The organism is Chromobacterium sp. ATCC 53434, from assembly GCF_002848345.1.
In the GTDB taxonomy this organism is placed as follows: Bacteria; Pseudomonadota; Gammaproteobacteria; order Burkholderiales; family Chromobacteriaceae; genus Chromobacterium.
Window position 1 is genome coordinate 3,943,353 of sequence record NZ_CP025429.1, and the last position, 16,360, is coordinate 3,959,712.

15 protein-coding genes, 2 tRNA genes and 1 riboswitch are annotated in these 16,360 nt (G+C 65.7%); of the genes, 5 read left to right on the plus strand and 12 right to left on the minus strand.

Going from position 1 to position 16,360, the window contains the following annotated elements; all coding sequences use genetic code 11:
* Positions 1 to 103: 103 nt before the first annotated feature.
* On the plus strand, positions 104 to 1,837 hold the full coding sequence (gene ptsG / locus CXB49_RS17370) for a PTS glucose transporter subunit IIBC (RefSeq protein WP_101709549.1): 1,734 nt from the start codon (positions 104 to 106) through the stop codon (positions 1,835 to 1,837).
* Between the two features lie 129 nt (positions 1,838 to 1,966).
* On the opposite strand, the gene CXB49_RS17375 is transcribed toward ptsG, so the two are convergent.
* Positions 1,967 to 2,767 carry a Cof-type HAD-IIB family hydrolase gene (locus CXB49_RS17375; RefSeq protein WP_101709550.1) on the minus strand — a complete coding sequence of 267 codons (801 nt, stop codon included), beginning with the start codon at positions 2,765 to 2,767 and terminating at the stop codon, positions 1,967 to 1,969.
* A gap of 196 nt (positions 2,768 to 2,963) precedes the next feature.
* Here CXB49_RS17375 and CXB49_RS17380 point away from each other — a divergent pair, with 196 nt between their 5' ends.
* The 3 genes from CXB49_RS17380 to CXB49_RS17390 all read left to right on the plus strand — a co-directional run bounded on the left by CXB49_RS17380 (position 2,964) and on the right by CXB49_RS17390 (position 6,185).
* On the plus strand, positions 2,964 to 3,359 hold the full coding sequence (locus CXB49_RS17380; protein WP_101709551.1) for a CesT family type III secretion system chaperone: 396 nt from the start codon (positions 2,964 to 2,966) through the stop codon (positions 3,357 to 3,359).
* A gap of 75 nt (positions 3,360 to 3,434) precedes the next feature.
* Positions 3,435 to 4,796: a protein-tyrosine phosphatase family protein gene (locus CXB49_RS17385; protein ID WP_158300934.1), complete on the plus strand. Its 1,362-nt coding sequence runs from the start codon at positions 3,435 to 3,437 to the stop codon at positions 4,794 to 4,796.
* A 165-nt stretch (positions 4,797 to 4,961) separates the two neighbouring features.
* A complete protein-coding gene (locus tag CXB49_RS17390) occupies positions 4,962 to 6,185 on the plus strand; it encodes an MFS transporter (protein ID WP_101709553.1) in 1,224 nt (407 codons plus the stop codon).
* Between the two features lie 55 nt (positions 6,186 to 6,240).
* Here the strand turns inward: CXB49_RS17390 and CXB49_RS17395 are convergent.
* From CXB49_RS17395 to hppD, 6 genes are all read right to left on the minus strand, one after another.
* Positions 6,241 to 6,316, minus strand: a tRNA-Phe gene (locus CXB49_RS17395).
* A gap of 6 nt (positions 6,317 to 6,322) precedes the next feature.
* Positions 6,323 to 6,398 (minus strand) — tRNA-Phe (locus tag CXB49_RS17400).
* 156 nt (positions 6,399 to 6,554) lie between these two features.
* Entirely contained in the window at positions 6,555 to 7,199 is a 645-nt protein-coding gene (maiA, locus tag CXB49_RS17405) for a maleylacetoacetate isomerase (protein ID WP_101709554.1), read from the minus strand.
* The gene (locus CXB49_RS17410) at positions 7,192 to 8,169 is read right to left on the minus strand and encodes a fumarylacetoacetate hydrolase family protein (protein ID WP_101709555.1); all 978 of its coding nucleotides are present in this window, start codon (positions 8,167 to 8,169) and stop codon (positions 7,192 to 7,194) included. The genes maiA and CXB49_RS17410 overlap by 8 nt, the downstream gene beginning before the upstream one ends.
* Positions 8,170 to 8,346: 177 nt before the next feature.
* The gene (locus tag CXB49_RS17415; protein ID WP_101709556.1) at positions 8,347 to 9,480 is read right to left on the minus strand and encodes a homogentisate 1,2-dioxygenase; all 1,134 of its coding nucleotides are present in this window, start codon (positions 9,478 to 9,480) and stop codon (positions 8,347 to 8,349) included.
* A gap of 120 nt (positions 9,481 to 9,600) precedes the next feature.
* Positions 9,601 to 10,677, minus strand: a complete 1,077-nt coding sequence (hppD, locus tag CXB49_RS17420; RefSeq protein WP_101709557.1) for a 4-hydroxyphenylpyruvate dioxygenase — start codon at positions 10,675 to 10,677, stop codon at positions 9,601 to 9,603.
* A gap of 425 nt (positions 10,678 to 11,102) precedes the next feature.
* On the opposite strand from hppD, the gene CXB49_RS17425 reads away from it, so the two are divergent.
* Positions 11,103 to 11,588 carry an Lrp/AsnC family transcriptional regulator gene (locus tag CXB49_RS17425; RefSeq protein WP_101709558.1) on the plus strand — a complete coding sequence of 162 codons (486 nt, stop codon included), beginning with the start codon at positions 11,103 to 11,105 and terminating at the stop codon, positions 11,586 to 11,588.
* A gap of 70 nt (positions 11,589 to 11,658) precedes the next feature.
* Here CXB49_RS17425 and CXB49_RS17430 read toward each other — a convergent pair whose 3' ends face one another.
* The 5 genes from CXB49_RS17430 to metK form a co-directional block, all read right to left on the minus strand.
* Positions 11,659 to 12,216 carry a TIGR00645 family protein gene (locus CXB49_RS17430; RefSeq protein ID WP_101709559.1) on the minus strand — a complete coding sequence of 186 codons (558 nt, stop codon included), beginning with the start codon at positions 12,214 to 12,216 and terminating at the stop codon, positions 11,659 to 11,661.
* A gap of 51 nt (positions 12,217 to 12,267) precedes the next feature.
* Positions 12,268 to 13,104 (minus strand): methylenetetrahydrofolate reductase [NAD(P)H], encoded by an 837-nt coding sequence (metF, locus tag CXB49_RS17435; protein WP_101709560.1) that lies wholly within the window; start codon positions 13,102 to 13,104, stop codon positions 12,268 to 12,270.
* Positions 13,101 to 13,352: a hypothetical protein gene (locus tag CXB49_RS17440; protein WP_101709561.1), complete on the minus strand. Its 252-nt coding sequence runs from the start codon at positions 13,350 to 13,352 to the stop codon at positions 13,101 to 13,103. The genes metF and CXB49_RS17440 overlap by 4 nt, the downstream gene beginning before the upstream one ends.
* 69 nt (positions 13,353 to 13,421) lie before the next feature.
* Entirely contained in the window at positions 13,422 to 14,822 is a 1,401-nt protein-coding gene (gene ahcY / locus CXB49_RS17445) for an adenosylhomocysteinase (RefSeq protein ID WP_101709562.1), read from the minus strand.
* 75 nt (positions 14,823 to 14,897) lie between these two features.
* Positions 14,898 to 14,997: riboswitch (S-adenosyl-L-homocysteine riboswitch) on the minus strand.
* A gap of 122 nt (positions 14,998 to 15,119) precedes the next feature.
* A complete protein-coding gene (metK, locus tag CXB49_RS17450; RefSeq protein ID WP_101709563.1) occupies positions 15,120 to 16,289 on the minus strand; it encodes a methionine adenosyltransferase in 1,170 nt (389 codons plus the stop codon).
* Between the last annotated feature and the right edge of the window lie 71 nt (positions 16,290 to 16,360).

The following is a 16,360-nucleotide window of genomic DNA, read 5'->3' on the forward strand; positions in this document are numbered from 1 at the left end:
AGGAATGGGCGCCGGCGCGGACCGCATCCGCGCCGACGCCCGTATAGAGGGGACGGCGTCATCGCCGCACATTCAATAAGCATGTCAAAGCAGGATAATAATCATGTTTAGTCAATCATTCGCTTTTCTGCAGAAGATAGGCAAGGCGCTGATGCTGCCGGTGGCGGTACTGCCGGTGGCCGGCCTGCTGCTCGGCATCGGCGCCACCGACTTCCACACCCAGAACACCATCGCACTGGCCATTCTGTCGCTGATGAAGAACTCCGGCGACGTGATCTTCGGCAACCTGCCGCTGATCTTCGCCGTCGGCGTCGCGCTCGGCTTCACCGAGAACGACGGCGTCGCCGCCATCGCCGCGGTGATCGGCCATCTGGTCACCACCGTCACGCTGGGCGTGATGGCCGGCCTGATGGGCGTCAAGCCCGACACCATCATGGGCCTGCCTTCGATCCAGACCGGCGTGTTCGGCGGCATTCTCGCCGGCGGCCTCGCGGCGTATATGTTCAACCGCTTCTACCGGATCAGACTGCCCGAATACCTGGGTTTCTTCGCCGGCAAGCGCTTCGTCCCCATCATCACCGCCGTCAGCGCCATCGGCCTGGGCGTGGTGCTGTCCTTCGTCTGGCCCCCGATAGGCAACGGCATCAAGGCCTTCTCGCAGTGGGCGGCCGTCAGCGACCCGCGCACCGCCGCCACCGTCTACGGCTTCGTCGAGCGGATGCTGATTCCGTTCGGCCTGCACCACATCTGGAACGTGCCGTTCTTCTTTGAAATCGGCGCCTTCCCCGACCCGGTCAGCGGCAAGATCATCCACGGCGACATCAACCGCTTCTTCGCAGGCGATCCGACCGCCGGCATCCTGTCCGGGGCCTTCCTGTTCAAGATGTTCGGCCTGCCGGCCGCGGCCATCGCCATCTGGCACTCGGCCAAGCCGGAGAACCGCGTCAAGGTCGGCGGCATCATGATCTCGGCCGCGCTGACCTCGTTCCTGACCGGCATCACCGAGCCGATCGAGTTCTCCTTCCTCTTCGTCGCCCCGGTGCTCTACCTGATCCACGCCGTTCTGGCCGCCTCCGCGCAATTCGTGGCCAACACGCTGGACATGCACATGGGCTTCACCTTCTCCCAGGGCGGCATCGACTTCCTGATGTTCAACCTGATAGGCGACAAGGCCAAGCACGCCGGCTATGTGTTCATCCTGGGCCCGCTCTACGCGGTGATCTACTACTCGGTGTTCCGCTTCGTCATCGCCAAGTTCAATCTGAAGACGCCTGGCCGCGAAGATGAAAGCGTGGAAAGCGCCGGCGCCGTCAGCGAAGACGAGCGCGCCCGCGAACTGGTGCTGGCCTTCGGCGGCCGCTCCAATATCCGCAGCCTGGACGCTTGCATCACCCGGCTGCGCATCGCGGTGCAGGACACCGCCAAGGTCAACCAGACCAGGCTGAAAGCGATGGGCGCCTCCGGCGTCGTGGTCGTCGGCAGCGGCGTCCAGGCCATCTTCGGCCCGCTGTCGGAGAACCTGAAAACCGATATGGAGATTTATCTGCGCAGCGCCGGCAGCGATGCCGAAGTGAGCGCGTCCCCGGCGCCGGTCCAGACCGCTCCGGCGCCGCAAACCGCCGCGCTGGAGAAGGCGCTGGGCGGACGCGCCAACCTGGCCAAGGTGGAAGCGATCGCCCACACCCGGCTGCGGGTGGAGTTGAAGGACGCCGGCCGCTTTGACGCCGCCGCGGCCGGCGCCGCCGGCGTGACGGCGTCGATGCAGGTGGCCCCGGGTACGCTGCACCTGATCGTCGGCGACCAGGCCGCCGCGCTCGCCGCCGCGCTGCAAGGCTGACGCCCGCCCCTCCGCAAAAAAACGCCGGCGCGATGCGCCGGCGTTTTTGCGTTCCCCCGTCCTTGCTCGTCAAACACCGGTCGGCACGACGCGAAGGACGCCGACTCGCTGCCGATGGCGGCGGCCGGCCTATCCCAGTTGGAACAATTCGCGCAGATGCCGCGCGACGCCGGATTCGGCGTTGCTGCCGATGCGGTGCGCGTCCGGCATTTCGCCGCTGAGCCGCGGATGGGCATTGCCCATCAGGCGCGGATGGCCGGCGGCGCGCAACAACTCCAGATCGTTCTGGCCATCGCCGAAGGCCAGGCACGCGTCGGCCGGGATCCCCAGGCTGTCCAGCACCAGCGCCAGCGCATGTCCCTTGGACACGCCCGCCGCCATCACCTCCAGGCAATGCTCCAGCGAGAAGGTGATGTACAGGCTGTCGCCGAAACGCTCCAGCAGACGCCGCTCCAGCGCCAGCAGATGCTGATGCTCGCCGATGTACAACACCTTGCCGACGCCGACGCCGTCGTGGCCGGCCAGGTCGCATACCCGGTAGGCCATGCCGGAATCCTTGTGCATGTCCAGCAGATCCTGGCAGGGCTCGCTGATCAGCCACTCGTCGTCGAGATAGAAATTGGCGATGGTGCCGGCGGCGTACTCCGGCTGCGCCAGCGCGCGCGCCAGCGGCGACGGAATGTCCTGGCGGTGGATCAGCGCGCCGTCCGGATCGTGGATGCGGGCGCCGTTGGAGGTGATCAGGTGCGCGCGCACGCCCAACGCCTCGCGGATGCCGCTCACATCAAGGTGGTGGCGGCCGGTGGCGAGGGCGAACTGGATGCCGCGCGACTGCAGCGTCTGCAACGTGGCGGCGGTCAGCGCGTTGACGGCGTGATGCTGGTCCAACAACGTGCCGTCGAGATCTGAGGCGATGAAACGGTAAGACATGAAGGCTCCGGGTGCGTCGGAAGTGTCTGATTATACGCTGATAGCGCTAACAGCGCGGACTGTTGCCACGCGTTCTAGTTGTCGGCGCGCCGCGGCCGACGCCTGATGAGCGAATTCTGGTAGCGGTCCTGCGTCCAGAATATAAGAATTCACTCATCAACGAAACCGGACGCCGCCAGCCGGCGTGAAGCCAGCAATGCCAGACTTATCCGCCTTCCATCGCAACGCAGCCGAACTGCTGCGCCACTTGGGCTTCTCCACCCCTCCGACCGACGACCGGGACCTGATCAGCCTGACGGTGGAGCAACGCTTCCAAGTTCATCTGGGCGGCATAGACCACGACAGCTGGTTCATGCTGGCCGAGCTGGACGGCCCGCCCGCGTCGCCGGAAGCGGCGCTGCGGGCGCTGGCCGGAAACCAGCTGGCGGGCGCCCCCTGCTTGCCGGTGGCCGCGCTGGACGACAACGGCCGGCTGTGCTGCTGGCTGCGCCTGCCCGGCAGCGGCTGCGATCTGCCGCAACTGGCCGCAGCCTTCGACGCGCTGATCGCCCGCGCCGAGGCGCTGCTGGACGATACCCCGGCCGCGCTCTGACTCCGACGCGCCGGCGCACCGCGCCGGCCGCCGCCATAAGCCCCGATGGGCAACCCGCTAAGAAAGAGGCAAGACATGAGCACCATCCACACCGGCATCTCCATCGCCCGGCCCGACCTGGCCAGCCTGAACCGGCTGAACGACGGCAAGATCGATGCCGACACCGCCCGCATCGGCATCCGCAAGGACGGCGCCCTGGTGGTTTACACCGGCCGCTCCTATCTGCTGCATCCGGACCAGACCCGTCGCGCGCAGCAGTTCCTCCGCAACGCCGGCCTGCTGGAGACCCAGGAGCGTCCGCGCGACATCCGCCTGGTAGACCTGATCACCCGGCTGAATACCCACGCCAATACCGACACCCGCCCCAGGACGGAAGATCGGGCCGCCCCGCCGCGCAGCCAGCGCCCCAATCTGCGCTGGGCCGACACCCAGGCGCAGGCCCGTCAAGCGGAAACCGCCACGCTGAGCCAGCGCCGCGGGCTGTCGCTGAACCTGACACCCGCCGCCGGCTCGCTGGACGACCGCAAGGCCTCGCTGGCCCAGACGCTGGGCAGCAGCGACAAGCGTGTCGGCCTGTTCGCCGAGCTTCAACGCCAGGTCGGACCGGCCGCCAGCGGCGCGCCCTTCGTCAACGACCTGGCCGGCGCCCGCTTCCACGATGTGCCCACCGCCGCCGCCACCGTGGTGCGCGCGCCGGACGGCACGCCGCTGCCGGCCAACCGGGTACGCGTCGGCGGCGCCAATGTCGCCATCGCCAGCCAGTATCCGACCGCAGGCCAGCTGGAAAGCTATTTCGGCATGCTGGTCGCCAACCGCACCCCGGTGCTGGTGGTGCTGGCCTCTGACGCCGACCTCGCCAAACCCGGCATGCCGCGCTACTTCGCCGAAAACGGCCGCTACGGCCAGACCGAGGTCAGCGCCAAAGCCGGCAAGAGCATGACGCTGGAAGGCGGTCTCGAGGTGCGCAGCCACCAGCTGACGGTGCAGAACGGTAGCGGAAAAATATCGATCCCGGTGCTGCACGTGCCCAACTGGGCCGACTTCGGCGCCCAGGGCGCCGGCGCGCTGAAGGCGCTGGCCGAGCATGTCGACGCCGTCGCCGACCAGAAGATCGCCTTCTACCGCAACAACAAAAGCCGCGCGCTGGGCGATCCGAACAAGCTGTTGCCGGTCATCCACTGCCGCGCCGGCGTCGGCCGCACCGGCCAGCTGATCGCCGCGCGCGAACTGCTGAAGCCGGGCGCGGCCAGCCTGGAGTCCATCGTGTCCGACATGCGCGTCAGCCGCAACCACCTGATGGTGCAGACGGCGGGCCAACTCTCCACGCTGGCCGATCTGGCCGATCAGCAAGGCCGGGCCATCCTCAAGACGGAGTCGACCGCCGAACCGGTCTACGCCAACGACGCGCCGCCGCTGCCGCCGCGCCGCCACAGCTGAGCGCCCGCTCCGATGAAAAAAGCACGCCCAGGCGTGCTTTTTTCTTTTGTGTCCGGCCGATTCATGCCGACCATCGTCAAATTGACAAAGACATAAGGCGCAGCTAGCTTGACCGATTGCGCGAAACCTCCCGCCGCCGCGCGAACCACCGCAAGGAGAAGCCCCATGAGCAGTCGATACGGCCAGTTGTTCCGCACGCCGGGCGTCCCGGCGCTTGCGCTGGCCGGCTGGGTGGCCCGCCTGCCCAGCACCATGGTGATCGTCGGCGTCATCACCATGCTGTCGCTGACCCGGAACAGCTACAGCCTGGCCGGATCGGTCGCCGCCACCCTGACGCTGGCCACCGCCCTGCTGTCGCCGCAGGTATCGCGGCTGGCCGACCGCCATGGCCAGAGCCGGGTCCTGCCGCCGGCCACCGGCATCGGCGCCCTCGCCCTGCTGGCGCTGGTGCTGTGCAACCGTCTGAACGCGCCGGATTGGACGTTATACCTCTGCGCGGCGCCTGCGGGCTGCCTGCCCAGCATCCCGGCGATGACCCGCGCGCGCTGGGCTCGGCTGCTGGAGGGCCAGACGCTGCTGCCGACGGCGTTCGCGCTGGACAGCGTACTGAGCGAGATCGCCTTCGTCATGGGGCCGCCGCTGGCCATAGGACTGTGCATGGCCTGGTTTCCCGAGGCCGGCCCGCTGCTGGCCGCCCTGCTTGTCCTCTTCAGCGTTTCCGCGCTGCTGCGGCAGAAATCCACCGAGCCGCCGGCCCACCCCGACACGCCGGACAGCCGCCGCCCGGCGCTGTTCCTGCGACCGGTGCCGACCCTCGCCCTGCTGATGGGCACGCTGGGCGCCATCGCCGGCACCATCGATGTCGCATCGGTGGCTTTCGCCAAGGCGCAGGGCTCGCCGTCCGCCGCCGGCTGGGTGCTGGCGCTGTACGCGCTGGGCTCCGGCATCGGCGGGCTGGCCTTCGGCGCGCTGAAGCCGGCCATGCCGCTGGGCAAGCTGCTGCTGTACTGCTGCGCGGCCACGGCGGCCAGCTCGGCCTTCATCGCGCTGGCCCCCAGCGTGTTCTGGCTGGCCGCGGTGATGCTGCTGTCCGGACTGTCGTTCGCGCCGACGCTGATCGTCGCGATGGAAATGGTGGAGAAGGCGGTGCCGCGCGCGCGGCTGACCGAGAGCCTGACCTGGCTGGTCACTGGCATCCAGCTGGGCGTGGCCGGCGGCGCCTCGCTGTGCGGCCTGGCGACCGACGCCTACGGCGCCCGGGCCGGGCTGAACCTGACGCTGGCGGCCGGCGTCTGCGCGCTGCTGATCGCCGCCGCCCTGGCGCGCGCGCCGTCCGGCAAGCGCGCCATCGAGGACGCCCCTCACAAGAGCCATGAAATGGAGCCATGAAATGGAGCGGCGCAATGCAAAAAGCCGAACCCTTGCGGATTCGGCTTTTTCAATCTGGTGGCCAGTCGCGGAATCGAACCACGGACACGCGGATTTTCAATCCGCTGCTCTACCAACTGAGCTAACTGGCCTTGCTGTGGTGGCCAGTCGCGGAATCGAACCACGGACACGCGGATTTTCAATCCGCTGCTCTACCAACTGAGCTAACTGGCCACTTTTCTGCCTAGCGCTGTCGCGCCGTCAGAGCCACGCATTTAATCAGAGCAGCCCAAACGAGTCAAGGAATAATTGCAAAAAAACCGCTCCGCCGCTGGCTGAAAAAGCAGGCGGCCCGCCCGCGCGCGGCAGGCGGGCCGCCGGATCAAGCACTTACACCGCGTCCGGCTGCCTGGACGGATGCGCGTCGGCGAAGGCCGGCAAACGCTCCAGCGCCTCCGCGATCCGGACTATCGTCGGATACGCCGCCAGTTCCACCTCGAAACGACGCGCGCTGAACACTTGCGGCAACAGGCAGATGTCGGCCAGCGTCGGCTCGTCGCCGACCGCGTAGCGGCCGGAAGTCCCCGCCAGCTGCGCCTCCAGCGCGGCGAAGCCAGTGCGTATCCAGTGACGGATCCACTCGGTCTTGCCGTCGTCGCCAACGCCTAATTCGGCTTGCAGGTATTTGCCGACGCGCGGATTCTGCAGCGGATGGATGTCGGCGGCGATGGACAGCGCGATGGAACGCGCCTTGGCCCGCGCCGCCGGATCGGCCGGCAGCAGCCTCGCCGTGTCCGGATAGGCTTCGTCCAGGTACTCGCAGATCGCCAGCGACTGCGCGATCCTGATTCCGCCGTCGTCCAGCAGCGGCACCAGACCGTGCGGATTGATCGCCAGGTACTCGGCGCTCTTCTGCTCGCCCTTCAGCAGATTGACCGGCGCCAGCCGGCAATCCAGCCCTTTCAGATTCAGCGCGATGCGCACCCGATAGGCGGCGCTGGAACGGAAATAGCCGTAGAGGACGCGCTCAGCCATGGGCGACCACGGTCTGCGCTATCGCGCCGAAGATGCTGTCGCCGGCGGCGTTCCGCATCTCGATGCGCACCGTGTCGCCGACCTTCATGAACGGGGTTTTGGGCGCGCCCTGCTCGATGGTTTCTATCATCCGCTGCTCGGCCAGGCAGCAAGAGCCTACGCTGCGGTCCTGGTTGGAGATGGTGCCGGAGCCGACGATGGAGCCAGCGACCAGCTCGCGGGTCTTGGACACGTGGGCGACCAGTTGCGGGAAGTTGAACTGCATCTCGACGCCGCAGTCGGGCTTGCCATAGAAGGCGCCGTTGTAGTCGACCAACAGCGGCAGATGCACCTTGCCGCCGTTCCAGGCGTCGCCCAGCTCGTCCGGCGTGACGGCGACCGGCGAGAAGGCGGTGGCCGGCTTGCTCTGGAAGAAACCGAAGCCCTTGGCCAGCTCGGCCGGGATCAGGCCGCGCAGCGTCACGTCGTTGACCAGCATCAGCAGGCGGATGTGCCTGGCGTCGGCCGGCGCGCCCAGCGGCACGTCGCCGGTGACTACCGCCACCTCGCCCTCGAAGTCCAGGCCCCAGGCCTCGTCGCGCAACGGGATGTCGGCCGTCGGCGCCAGGAAGGCGTCGGAGCCGCCCTGGTACATCAGCGGGTCGGTGTAGAAGCTTTCCGGCACCTCGGCGCCGCGCGCCTTGCGCACCAGCTCGACATGGTTCAGGTAGGCGCTGCCGTCGGCCCACTGGTAGGCGCGCGGCAGCGGGCTCAGGCAACGCTTGGCGTCGAAGGCGACCTCGTCCGGCACCTTGCCCTGGTTCAAGGCGGCGTAGACTTCCTTCAGCCGCGGCTCGGCCTGCGCCCAGCTGTCCAGCGCGCCCTGCAGCGTGGCGGCGATGGCCGGCACCGCCACGGCGCGGGTCAGATCGCGGCTGACGACCATCAGCTGGCCGTCGCGGGTGTGGTTGTGATAAGTGGCTAATTTCATCTTGATGTTCTTTCTGCTTCGGCCGCTTCGGGCCGTTCCTCTATATCAATCAATGTTCGACCTGGCCTGAACGCGATTGCGTCGCGAGCGGTCCGAGGTCGGCGCGAGAAGCACAGCGGTACAAATCGTACCGCGAGCATCGCAGCGTCGAGATCGGACCGCGCAGCAGCAATGGCGTCAGGCCTGCTTGGGTTTCCAGCTGTCGACGTAGCCCTGCCACTCCACGCTGGCCAGGCCCGGCCCCTGCTCCAGCGCGTCGCGGGCGTCTATCATCACCGCCACTTCGTCGGTGAACTTCTTCGGCTCGGTCATGGCCTTGGCGAAGGCCTTCGGGTGCGGGCCGTGGGTGAAGCCGGCCGGGTGGAAGGTCAGCATGCCCGGCTTGATGTTGTCGCGGCTGAAGAAGTCGCCTGCGTGGTAGAAGATCACTTCGTCGTAATCGTCGTTGTTGTGATAGAACGGCACCTTCAGCGCGCCCGGATCGGACTCGATCGGCCGCGGCACGAAGGTGCAGATCACGAAGCCGTCGGCGACGAAGGTGGTGTGCGCCGACGGCGGCAGGTGGTAGCGGTGGCTCATCAGCGGCCGGATGTCGCGCCAGTTGACGCGCGCCACCGACAGATTGCCGTGCCAGCCGATGGCGTCCAGCGGGTTGTACGGATAGGTGACGGTGGACAGCGCGCCGCGGCGCTTGATCACCACCTGCCACTCGTCCTCGGTCTGCTGCGCGCGGAAGGCGTCGTCTATCGCCGGGACTTCCAGCACCGCCTCGTCGAAGATCGCGTGCGGGCCGACCAGGCCCTTTTCCGGCAGCTGGTAGGCGCCGTTGCTGGTTTCCACCAGCAGCATCGTCGTCGGGCTGGCCGGTTCGATGCGCCAACTGGTCGAACGCGGCACCAGGAGGTAGTCGCCGTCGCGGTAGCTCAGATGGCCGTAGTCGCAGAACAGCTCGCCGCTGCCGGCGTGGATGAACAACAGGTCGTCGCCGTCGGCGTTGCGGAACAGCTGGGTCATCGCCTGGTCGCAACGCCAGATGCGCAGCTTGCACTGGGCGTTGTGCAACACCAGCGGCGCGTCCCACGGCGCCGGCGTGCCGTGCGGCAGCTCGTTCAGGTCGAAGGCGCGCGGGCGCAGCGGGCCTTCCCAGGCGCTCCAGCCGGTCGGCGGATGTTTGTGGTGCAAGTGGGTGGCCGGGCCGAAGAAGCCGCTGCGGCCCACTTCGCGCTCATAGATGGCCTCGGCCGGAAAGTCGGCGTGGGCCTGCCGCGAGATGGTGCCCTCGCGGTGCGGGTAACTGATCCATTTACGCATATCGAATATCCTGTCGGCGCGGCGGCGACGCGCGGCCGCGCCATTGCATGGTGTACGCACGGCAAAACGCCGCGGCGCCCGTCCGGAAAGTCCGGGTCGGGCCGCCGCGGCGGGAATGGATCAATCAGCCTTCAGCACGCCGCGGCGGATCTGGTCTTCCTCGATGGACTCGAACAGGGCCTTGAAGTTGCCCTCGCCGAAGCCCTCGTTGCCCTTGCGCTGGATGATCTCGAAGAAGATCGGGCCGATCACGGTCTCGGTGAAGATCTGCAGCAGGATGCCCTCGACCGGTGCGCCGTCGATCAGGATGCTGTTCTTCTTCAGGCGGGCGACGTCCTCGCCGTGGTCCGGCACGCGGGTGTCCACCTTTTCGTAATAGGTGTCCGGGGTGTCGAGGAAGCGGGTGCCGCGCGCCTTCAGCGTTTCCACCGTGGCGTAGATGTCGGCGGTGGTCAGCGCGATGTGCTGGATGCCCTCGCCGTTATACTGGCGCAGGAATTCCTCGATCTGGCTCTTGTCGTCGGACGACTCGTTGATCGGGATGCGGATCTTGCCGCAGGGGCTGGTCATCGCCTTGGACACCAGGCCGGTCAGCTTGCCTTCGATGTCGAAGTAGCGGATCTCGCGGAAGTTGGCGATGCCGGTGTAGAAATCGGCCCAGGTGGCCATATTGCCGCGCGCGACGTTATGGGTCAGGTGGTCGATCTCGGTCAGGCCGACGCCGTACGGATGCTGGTCGACGCCGTCCAGCGGCACGAAGTCGATCTCGTAGATGTCCTTGCCCTTGCCGTAACGGTCGACGAAATACAACGCCGAGCCGCCGATGCCTTCGACGGCCGGGATGTTCAATTCCATCGCGCCAACCGGACGCTGGTACGGCTTGGCGCCGTGCGACAGCGCGTACTCATAGGCCTTGGCGGCATCCTTGACGCGCCAAGCCATCGCACAAGCGGACGGGCCGTGTGCCTTGGCGAACTCGCTGGCCGGTTGGCTGCGCTCGGCGTTCAGGATGAAGTTGATGTCGCCCTGGCGGAACAGGCTGACGTCCTTGCTGCGATGGCGGGCCACTTCGGTAAAGCCCAGCGACAGGAACAGCTGACGCAGTTTTTCAACGCCTTCGGCGTTGGGCGCGGTGTATTCGACGAACTCGAAACCGTCCGTAGCGAGCGGGTTTTGCAGCATGGCTTCCATTTTCATCTGTTTCTCCTCTGTTTATAGATCGCCGCCGGATTATCCGGTGAACGATAATCGACTCGGTCTGAGCGCAACTTGTAAACGTCTGCTGGCGATCCGCGTTATGTAAGCAGGCCGCCGCCGTCCCGCAAGGCGGGACAATGGCAGTTCGACGGAACGGGAAGAAGCAGAACAAGGAAAACCGGAATGCGCGCCGGGACACTGGCGCCGCCCTCGGCCGCCGCTGGCGGCCCGGCCTGGTTCTCCTCCGAACGAATCGTTATCTGCTGTCACGCACCATCGACATGCACCGGCAGTCTGGCGCTGCCGTTTGCTGATTTAGGCTTTTTATTCTATGGAAAGCGCCCAGCAATTATCTTGCTAAATAGCTTGGATTGGGCAATACATAGGAATAAAATGTCTCAACAAACCGATAATCAGGAGAAAATATGCCAAGTCTCACATTGGATAAGACAGACTTGCGTATTCTGGCCGAATTGCAGCATGACGGCCGGTTGACCAACGTCGAACTGGCCGAGCGCGTCGCCCTGTCGCCATCGCCCTGTCTGCGCCGGCTCAAGCAGCTGGAAGAGTCCGGCGTGATCCGCCAGTACGTCGCCCTGCTCGATCCTGCCCATATCGGTCTGGGCCTGCAGGCCTGGGTGCGGGTAACGCTGGAGAAACGCGGCAATATGCACTTGCAAAGCTTCATCGAAGCGGTGCAGAACTGGCCGGAAGTGATCAATTGCTTCGCGATGACCGGTGAAATGGACTATCTGCTGCAGGTGTACTTCGAAGACATGGAGCACTTTTCGCGCTTCGTGATGGACGAGTTGCTGCAGCATCCGGGGGTCGAGGACGTCAAGTCGAGCTTCGTGCTGAAGGAGATCAAGCGCACCACCGCGCTGCCTCTGGGCCAGATGCGCGGCATCTGAGCCGCGCGCGCAGGCGACGAATCAAGCAAAACGGCCCCGACGGGGCCGTTTTTGCATACCGGCTGGCTGTTCAATGCCCCTGGTGCTGGGCGGTGCTGCCGGCCAGCAGCTTGTCGGTGTAGGCGATGGCCGCCGCCGACAGCAGGAAGGCCAGGTGCAGGAACAGCTGCCACTTGATCGTGTGCTCGTCGATGCGGCTGGCGTTGATGAAGGTCTGCAGCAGGTGTATCGACGAGATGCTGATGATGGCCATCGACAGCTTGACCTTCAGCACCGAGGCGTTGACGTGGTCCAGCCATTCCGGCTGATCCGGGTGGCTGTCTATGCGCAGCCGCGACACGAAGGTCTCGTAGCCGCCCACCGTCACCATCACCAGCAGGTTGGCGATCATCACCACGTCGATCAGGCCCAGCACCGCCAGCATGATGTCGGTCTCCGTCAGGTGGTTCAGCCCTTCCAAGAGCTCCCACAGCTGCGCGAGAAACTTCCACGCGTATACGCCCTGCACGACGATCAGGCCGAGATAGATGGGCAGTTGCAGCCAGCGGCTGCTGAAGATCACCTGGCCGAGCAGCGATTTCCTCGGTTCGGATTGGATTTGTCTTTGGACGTGTTGCTGGTCTTGCATGGGCTTCCCGTTGTTCGCGGCCGCGGGCGGCTCAAAGCCGCCCGCTCGCCGTCACAGGCCCAGCCTCTGCCAGATGGTGGAGACCAGGCCCGCCTGGTTCAATGTGTAAAAATGCAAGCCGGGCGCGCCGCCCTGCAACAGGCGGTCGCACAGCTCGGTCACCACGTCCAGGCCCAAGGCGCGGATGGACGCGGTATCGTCGTAATAGGCCTGCATGCGCAGGCGCAGCCAGCGCGGCACTTCCGCTCCGCACATGTCGGAGAAGCGGCACAGCTGGCCGAAATTCGAGATCGGCATGATACCCGGCACAATGGGAATGTCCACCCCGCGCGCGCGCGCCTCGTCGACGAAGCGGAAGTAGCTGTCGGCGTTGAAGAAGTACTGGGTCATCGCGGAATCGGCCCCGGCCCTGACCTTGCGCACGAAATTGGCGAGGTCGTCCTCGGCCGAGCGCGCCTGCGGATGGAATTCCGGGTAGGCGGCCACCTCGATGTGGAAATGATCGCCGTGCTCGGCGCGGATGAATTCCACCAGCTCGTTGGCGTAGCGGAATTCGCCGGCGGCCACCATGCCGGACGGAATGTCGCCGCGCAGCGCCACCAGGTGGCGGATGCCGTTGCCGCGGTACTCGTTCAGTATCGCGGCGATGTTCTCGCGGGTTGAGCCGATGCAGGACAGGTGCGGCGCCGCCGCCTGCCCCTCGCTGCGAATCTCCAACACGGTGGACAAGGTGCCGTCGCGGGTAGTTCCGCCGGCGCCGAAAGTCACCGAGAAGAACTGCGGCTTGAACTGGGCCAGCTGCTGGCGCGTCGTCCGCAGCTTGGCGACGCCTTCCGGCGTCTTCGGCGGGAAGAATTCGAAACTGAAGGTGCGTGGAGATGGATTCATATTTTTCCGCCTTTGCCGGAGCTGCCTTTAGGCGGCAGTTTTTCGCTCAGGCGATCGTAATCGGCCGCGCGCTCCAGATCGTGGAGCTTGTCCGACAAACCCGAACCGTCGCCGCGCTCGTTCGAATCGATGCCGCGCCGTTGTTTCCACTCCCGGTCCAGAACCTGGGTATCCGGGTAGCTCATGCCCTCGCCGGCCAGCGCCTCGCGCTGCCGCGCAATCCACTCAAACCATTCCTGCGGACTCATCGTCCCTCCTGCAAAAAAAACGGACAGCTCCATTCTATGGGGGCCGTCCGCGTCGCCTTGGTTCAATAATCAATAACGATAGTGATCCGGCTTATAAGGTCCCTGCTTGGGCACGCTGATGTAGGCGGCCTGCTGATCGGACAGCTCGGTCAGCCGAGCGCCGATGCGGGCCAGGTGCAAGCGGGCGACCTTCTCGTCCAGATGCTTGGGCAACACGTATACCTGCTTGCCGTACTGCCGGCCGTTGGCGAACAGCTCGATCTGCGCCAACACCTGGTTGGTGAAGCTGTTCGACATCACGAAACTCGGGTGGCCGGTGGCGCAGCCCAGGTTCACCAGCCGGCCCTCGGCCAGCAGGATCACCCGCTTGCCGTCCGGGAAGATGATGTGATCGACCTGCGGCTTGATGTTTTCCCACTGGTACTGGCGCAAGCTGGCGACCTCGATCTCGCTGTCGAAGTGGCCGATATTGCAGATGATGGCGTTGTTGCGCATCTTCTTCATGTGCTCGTGGGTGATCACGCCGACATTGCCGGTGGACGTGACGAAGATGTCGGCCTGGTCGGCCACCTCGTCCATCCTCACGACGCGATAGCCCTCCATCGCCGCCTGCAGCGCGCAGATCGGGTCGATCTCGGTCACCCAAACAGTGGCGCCGAGGCCGCGCAGGCTCTGCGCGCAGCCCTTGCCGACGTCGCCGTAGCCCAGCACCACCGCCACCTTGCCGGCGATCATCACGTCGGTGGCGCGCTTAATGCCGTCGACCAGCGATTCGCGGCAGCCGTACAGATTGTCGAACTTGGACTTGGTCACCGAGTCGTTGACGTTGATCGCCGGGAACGGCAGCTGGCCGTCCTTCTCCAGCTGATACAGGCGGTGCACGCCGGTGGTGGTCTCCTCGGTGACCCCCTGGATATGCTTCAGGCGCTTAGAGTACCAGTGCGGATCGATGGCCAGGTGGCGCTTGATCGACGCGAACAGCGCGATCTCTTCCTCGTTGGTCGGGTGGGCGATCGCGCCGATGTCCTGCTCCGCCTTGCTGCCCAGCATCAGCAGCAAGGTGGCGTCGCCGCCGTCGTCGAGGATCATGTTGGCCGGCTGGCCCTCCGGCCATTCGAAGATCTTGTGGCTGAATTCCCAGTACTCGTCCAGGCTCTCGCCCTTGAAGGCGAACACCGGAATCTCGGCGGCGGCGATCGCGGCCGCGGCGTGGTCCTGGGTGGAGAAGATATTGCACGAGGCCCAGCGCACTTCGGCGCCGAGCGCGGTCAGCGTCTCGATCAGCACCGCGGTCTGCACCGTCATGTGCAGGCTGCCGGCGATGCGGGCGCCGCGCAAAGGCTGGCTGGCGCGGTATTCGTCGCGGGTCGCCATCAGACCGGGCATCTCGGTCTCGGCGATGTTCAATTCCTTGCGGCCCCAATCGGCAAGCTTGATGTCAGCTACGTGAAAATCGGAAAAATCAGCCATCGCGAACGGTCCTTGTTTCACGCGGCCAGGCAGGATGCGGCTCACCCGTCATCCCGTGCCGGCCACGGTCAATGAGTCAGGCGAGCGCCGTTGTCGCGCGGCTGAGGGCCGCGGCTCCCGAGCCTGGGGAGCCGGCTTTCGCATAGAAGCCGTCCTCGCAGCGCCCCTCGGGATGCCAAGCAAGTATACCGGCTCCAAGCAAAAAAGGTAGGTCTGCCGCGATGCCGATTCCGCGGCCTCGGGACGCAAAAAAACCGCCGGCTCGCGCGGGCGGTTTTCATGGCATGGCCGTTCGGCTTACAGGCCGGCGTCGGCGCGCAGCGCCTCGACCTTGTCGGTGCGCTCCCAGCTGAACTCCGGCTCCTCGCGGCCGAAGTGGCCGTAGGCGGCGGTCTTGCCGTAGATCGGACGCAGCAGGTCCAGCATCTGGATGATGCCTTTCGGACGCAGGTCGAAGTGCTTCTTCACCAGCTCGACGATCTTCTCGTTCGGGATGCGGTTGGTGCCGAAGGTGTCGACGGCGATAGAGGTCGGCTCGGCCACGCCGATCGCGTACGACACCTGGATCTGGCACTGGCGCGCCAGGCCGGCCGCGACGATGTTCTTCGCCACGTAGCGGCCGGCGTAGGCCGCCGAACGGTCCACCTTGGACGGATCCTTGCCGGAGAAGGCGCCGCCGCCGTGCGGCGCCGCGCCGCCATAGGTGTCGACGATGATCTTGCGGCCGGTCAGGCCGCAGTCGCCCATCGGGCCGCCGATGACGAAACGGCCGGTCGGGTTGATCAGGAACTTGGTTTCCGGGGTGATCATCTCCGGCGGCAGCACCGGCTTGACGATATCCTCGATCACCGCGTCGGTCAGCGTCTTGTGATCGATGTCCGGTGAGTGCTGGGTCGACAGCACCACGGTGTCGATGCGTTTCGGCAGGCCGGTGGCGGCATCGTAGACGCAGGTGATCTGGCTCTTGGCGTCCGGGCGCAGCCACGGCAGGCGGCCGTCCTTGCGCAGTTCGGCCTGACGCTGCACCAGACGGTGCGCGTAGTAAATCGGGAACGGCATCAGCGTCGGGGTTTCGTCGCAGGCGTAGCCGAACATCAGGCCCTGGTCGCCGGCGCCCTGGTTCAGGTCCAGGCCTTCGCCCTCGTTGACGCCCTGGGCGATGTCCGGCGATTGCTTGTCGTAGCAGGCCATCACCGCGCAGCCGCGGAAATCGAAACCCAGCTCGGAATCATCGTAGCCGATGCGCTTGATGGTCTCGCGCGCGATCTTGATATAGTCGATATTAGCGGTAGTGGTAATTTCGCCGGCCAGCACGACCAGGCCGGTGTTGACCAGCGTCTCGGCCGCGACGCGGGCGTGCTTGTCCTCGCGCAGGATGGCGTCGAGAATGGCGTCGGAAATCTGGTCCGCCACCTTGTCCGGATGACCTTCGGACACCGATTCCGAAGTAAACAGGTATTCGCTCATTTATTCTGCGTTCCCAAAAAATACAAAACCCTGTGATGGTAAAATAGGCCGCTTTCAGACCAAGACTGCAG

Coding starts and splice junctions, on each gene's coding strand:
- ptsG (WP_101709549.1), top strand. CDS start 104: ATGTTTAGTCAATCATTCGCTTTTCTGCAGAAGATAGGCAAGGCGCTG.
- CXB49_RS17375 (WP_101709550.1), bottom strand. CDS start 2,767: ATGTCTTACCGTTTCATCGCCTCAGATCTCGACGGCACGTTGTTGGAC.
- CXB49_RS17380 (WP_101709551.1), top strand. CDS start 2,964: ATGCCAGACTTATCCGCCTTCCATCGCAACGCAGCCGAACTGCTGCGC.
- CXB49_RS17385 (WP_158300934.1), top strand. CDS start 3,435: ATGAGCACCATCCACACCGGCATCTCCATCGCCCGGCCCGACCTGGCC.
- CXB49_RS17390 (WP_101709553.1), top strand. CDS start 4,962: ATGAGCAGTCGATACGGCCAGTTGTTCCGCACGCCGGGCGTCCCGGCG.
- maiA (WP_101709554.1), bottom strand. CDS start 7,199: ATGGCTGAGCGCGTCCTCTACGGCTATTTCCGTTCCAGCGCCGCCTAT.
- CXB49_RS17410 (WP_101709555.1), bottom strand. CDS start 8,169: ATGAAATTAGCCACTTATCACAACCACACCCGCGACGGCCAGCTGATG.
- CXB49_RS17415 (WP_101709556.1), bottom strand. CDS start 9,480: ATGCGTAAATGGATCAGTTACCCGCACCGCGAGGGCACCATCTCGCGG.
- hppD (WP_101709557.1), bottom strand. CDS start 10,677: ATGAAAATGGAAGCCATGCTGCAAAACCCGCTCGCTACGGACGGTTTC.
- CXB49_RS17425 (WP_101709558.1), top strand. CDS start 11,103: ATGCCAAGTCTCACATTGGATAAGACAGACTTGCGTATTCTGGCCGAA.
- CXB49_RS17430 (WP_101709559.1), bottom strand. CDS start 12,216: ATGCAAGACCAGCAACACGTCCAAAGACAAATCCAATCCGAACCGAGG.
- metF (WP_101709560.1), bottom strand. CDS start 13,104: ATGAATCCATCTCCACGCACCTTCAGTTTCGAATTCTTCCCGCCGAAG.
- CXB49_RS17440 (WP_101709561.1), bottom strand. CDS start 13,352: ATGAGTCCGCAGGAATGGTTTGAGTGGATTGCGCGGCAGCGCGAGGCG.
- ahcY (WP_101709562.1), bottom strand. CDS start 14,822: ATGGCTGATTTTTCCGATTTTCACGTAGCTGACATCAAGCTTGCCGAT.
- metK (WP_101709563.1), bottom strand. CDS start 16,289: ATGAGCGAATACCTGTTTACTTCGGAATCGGTGTCCGAAGGTCATCCG.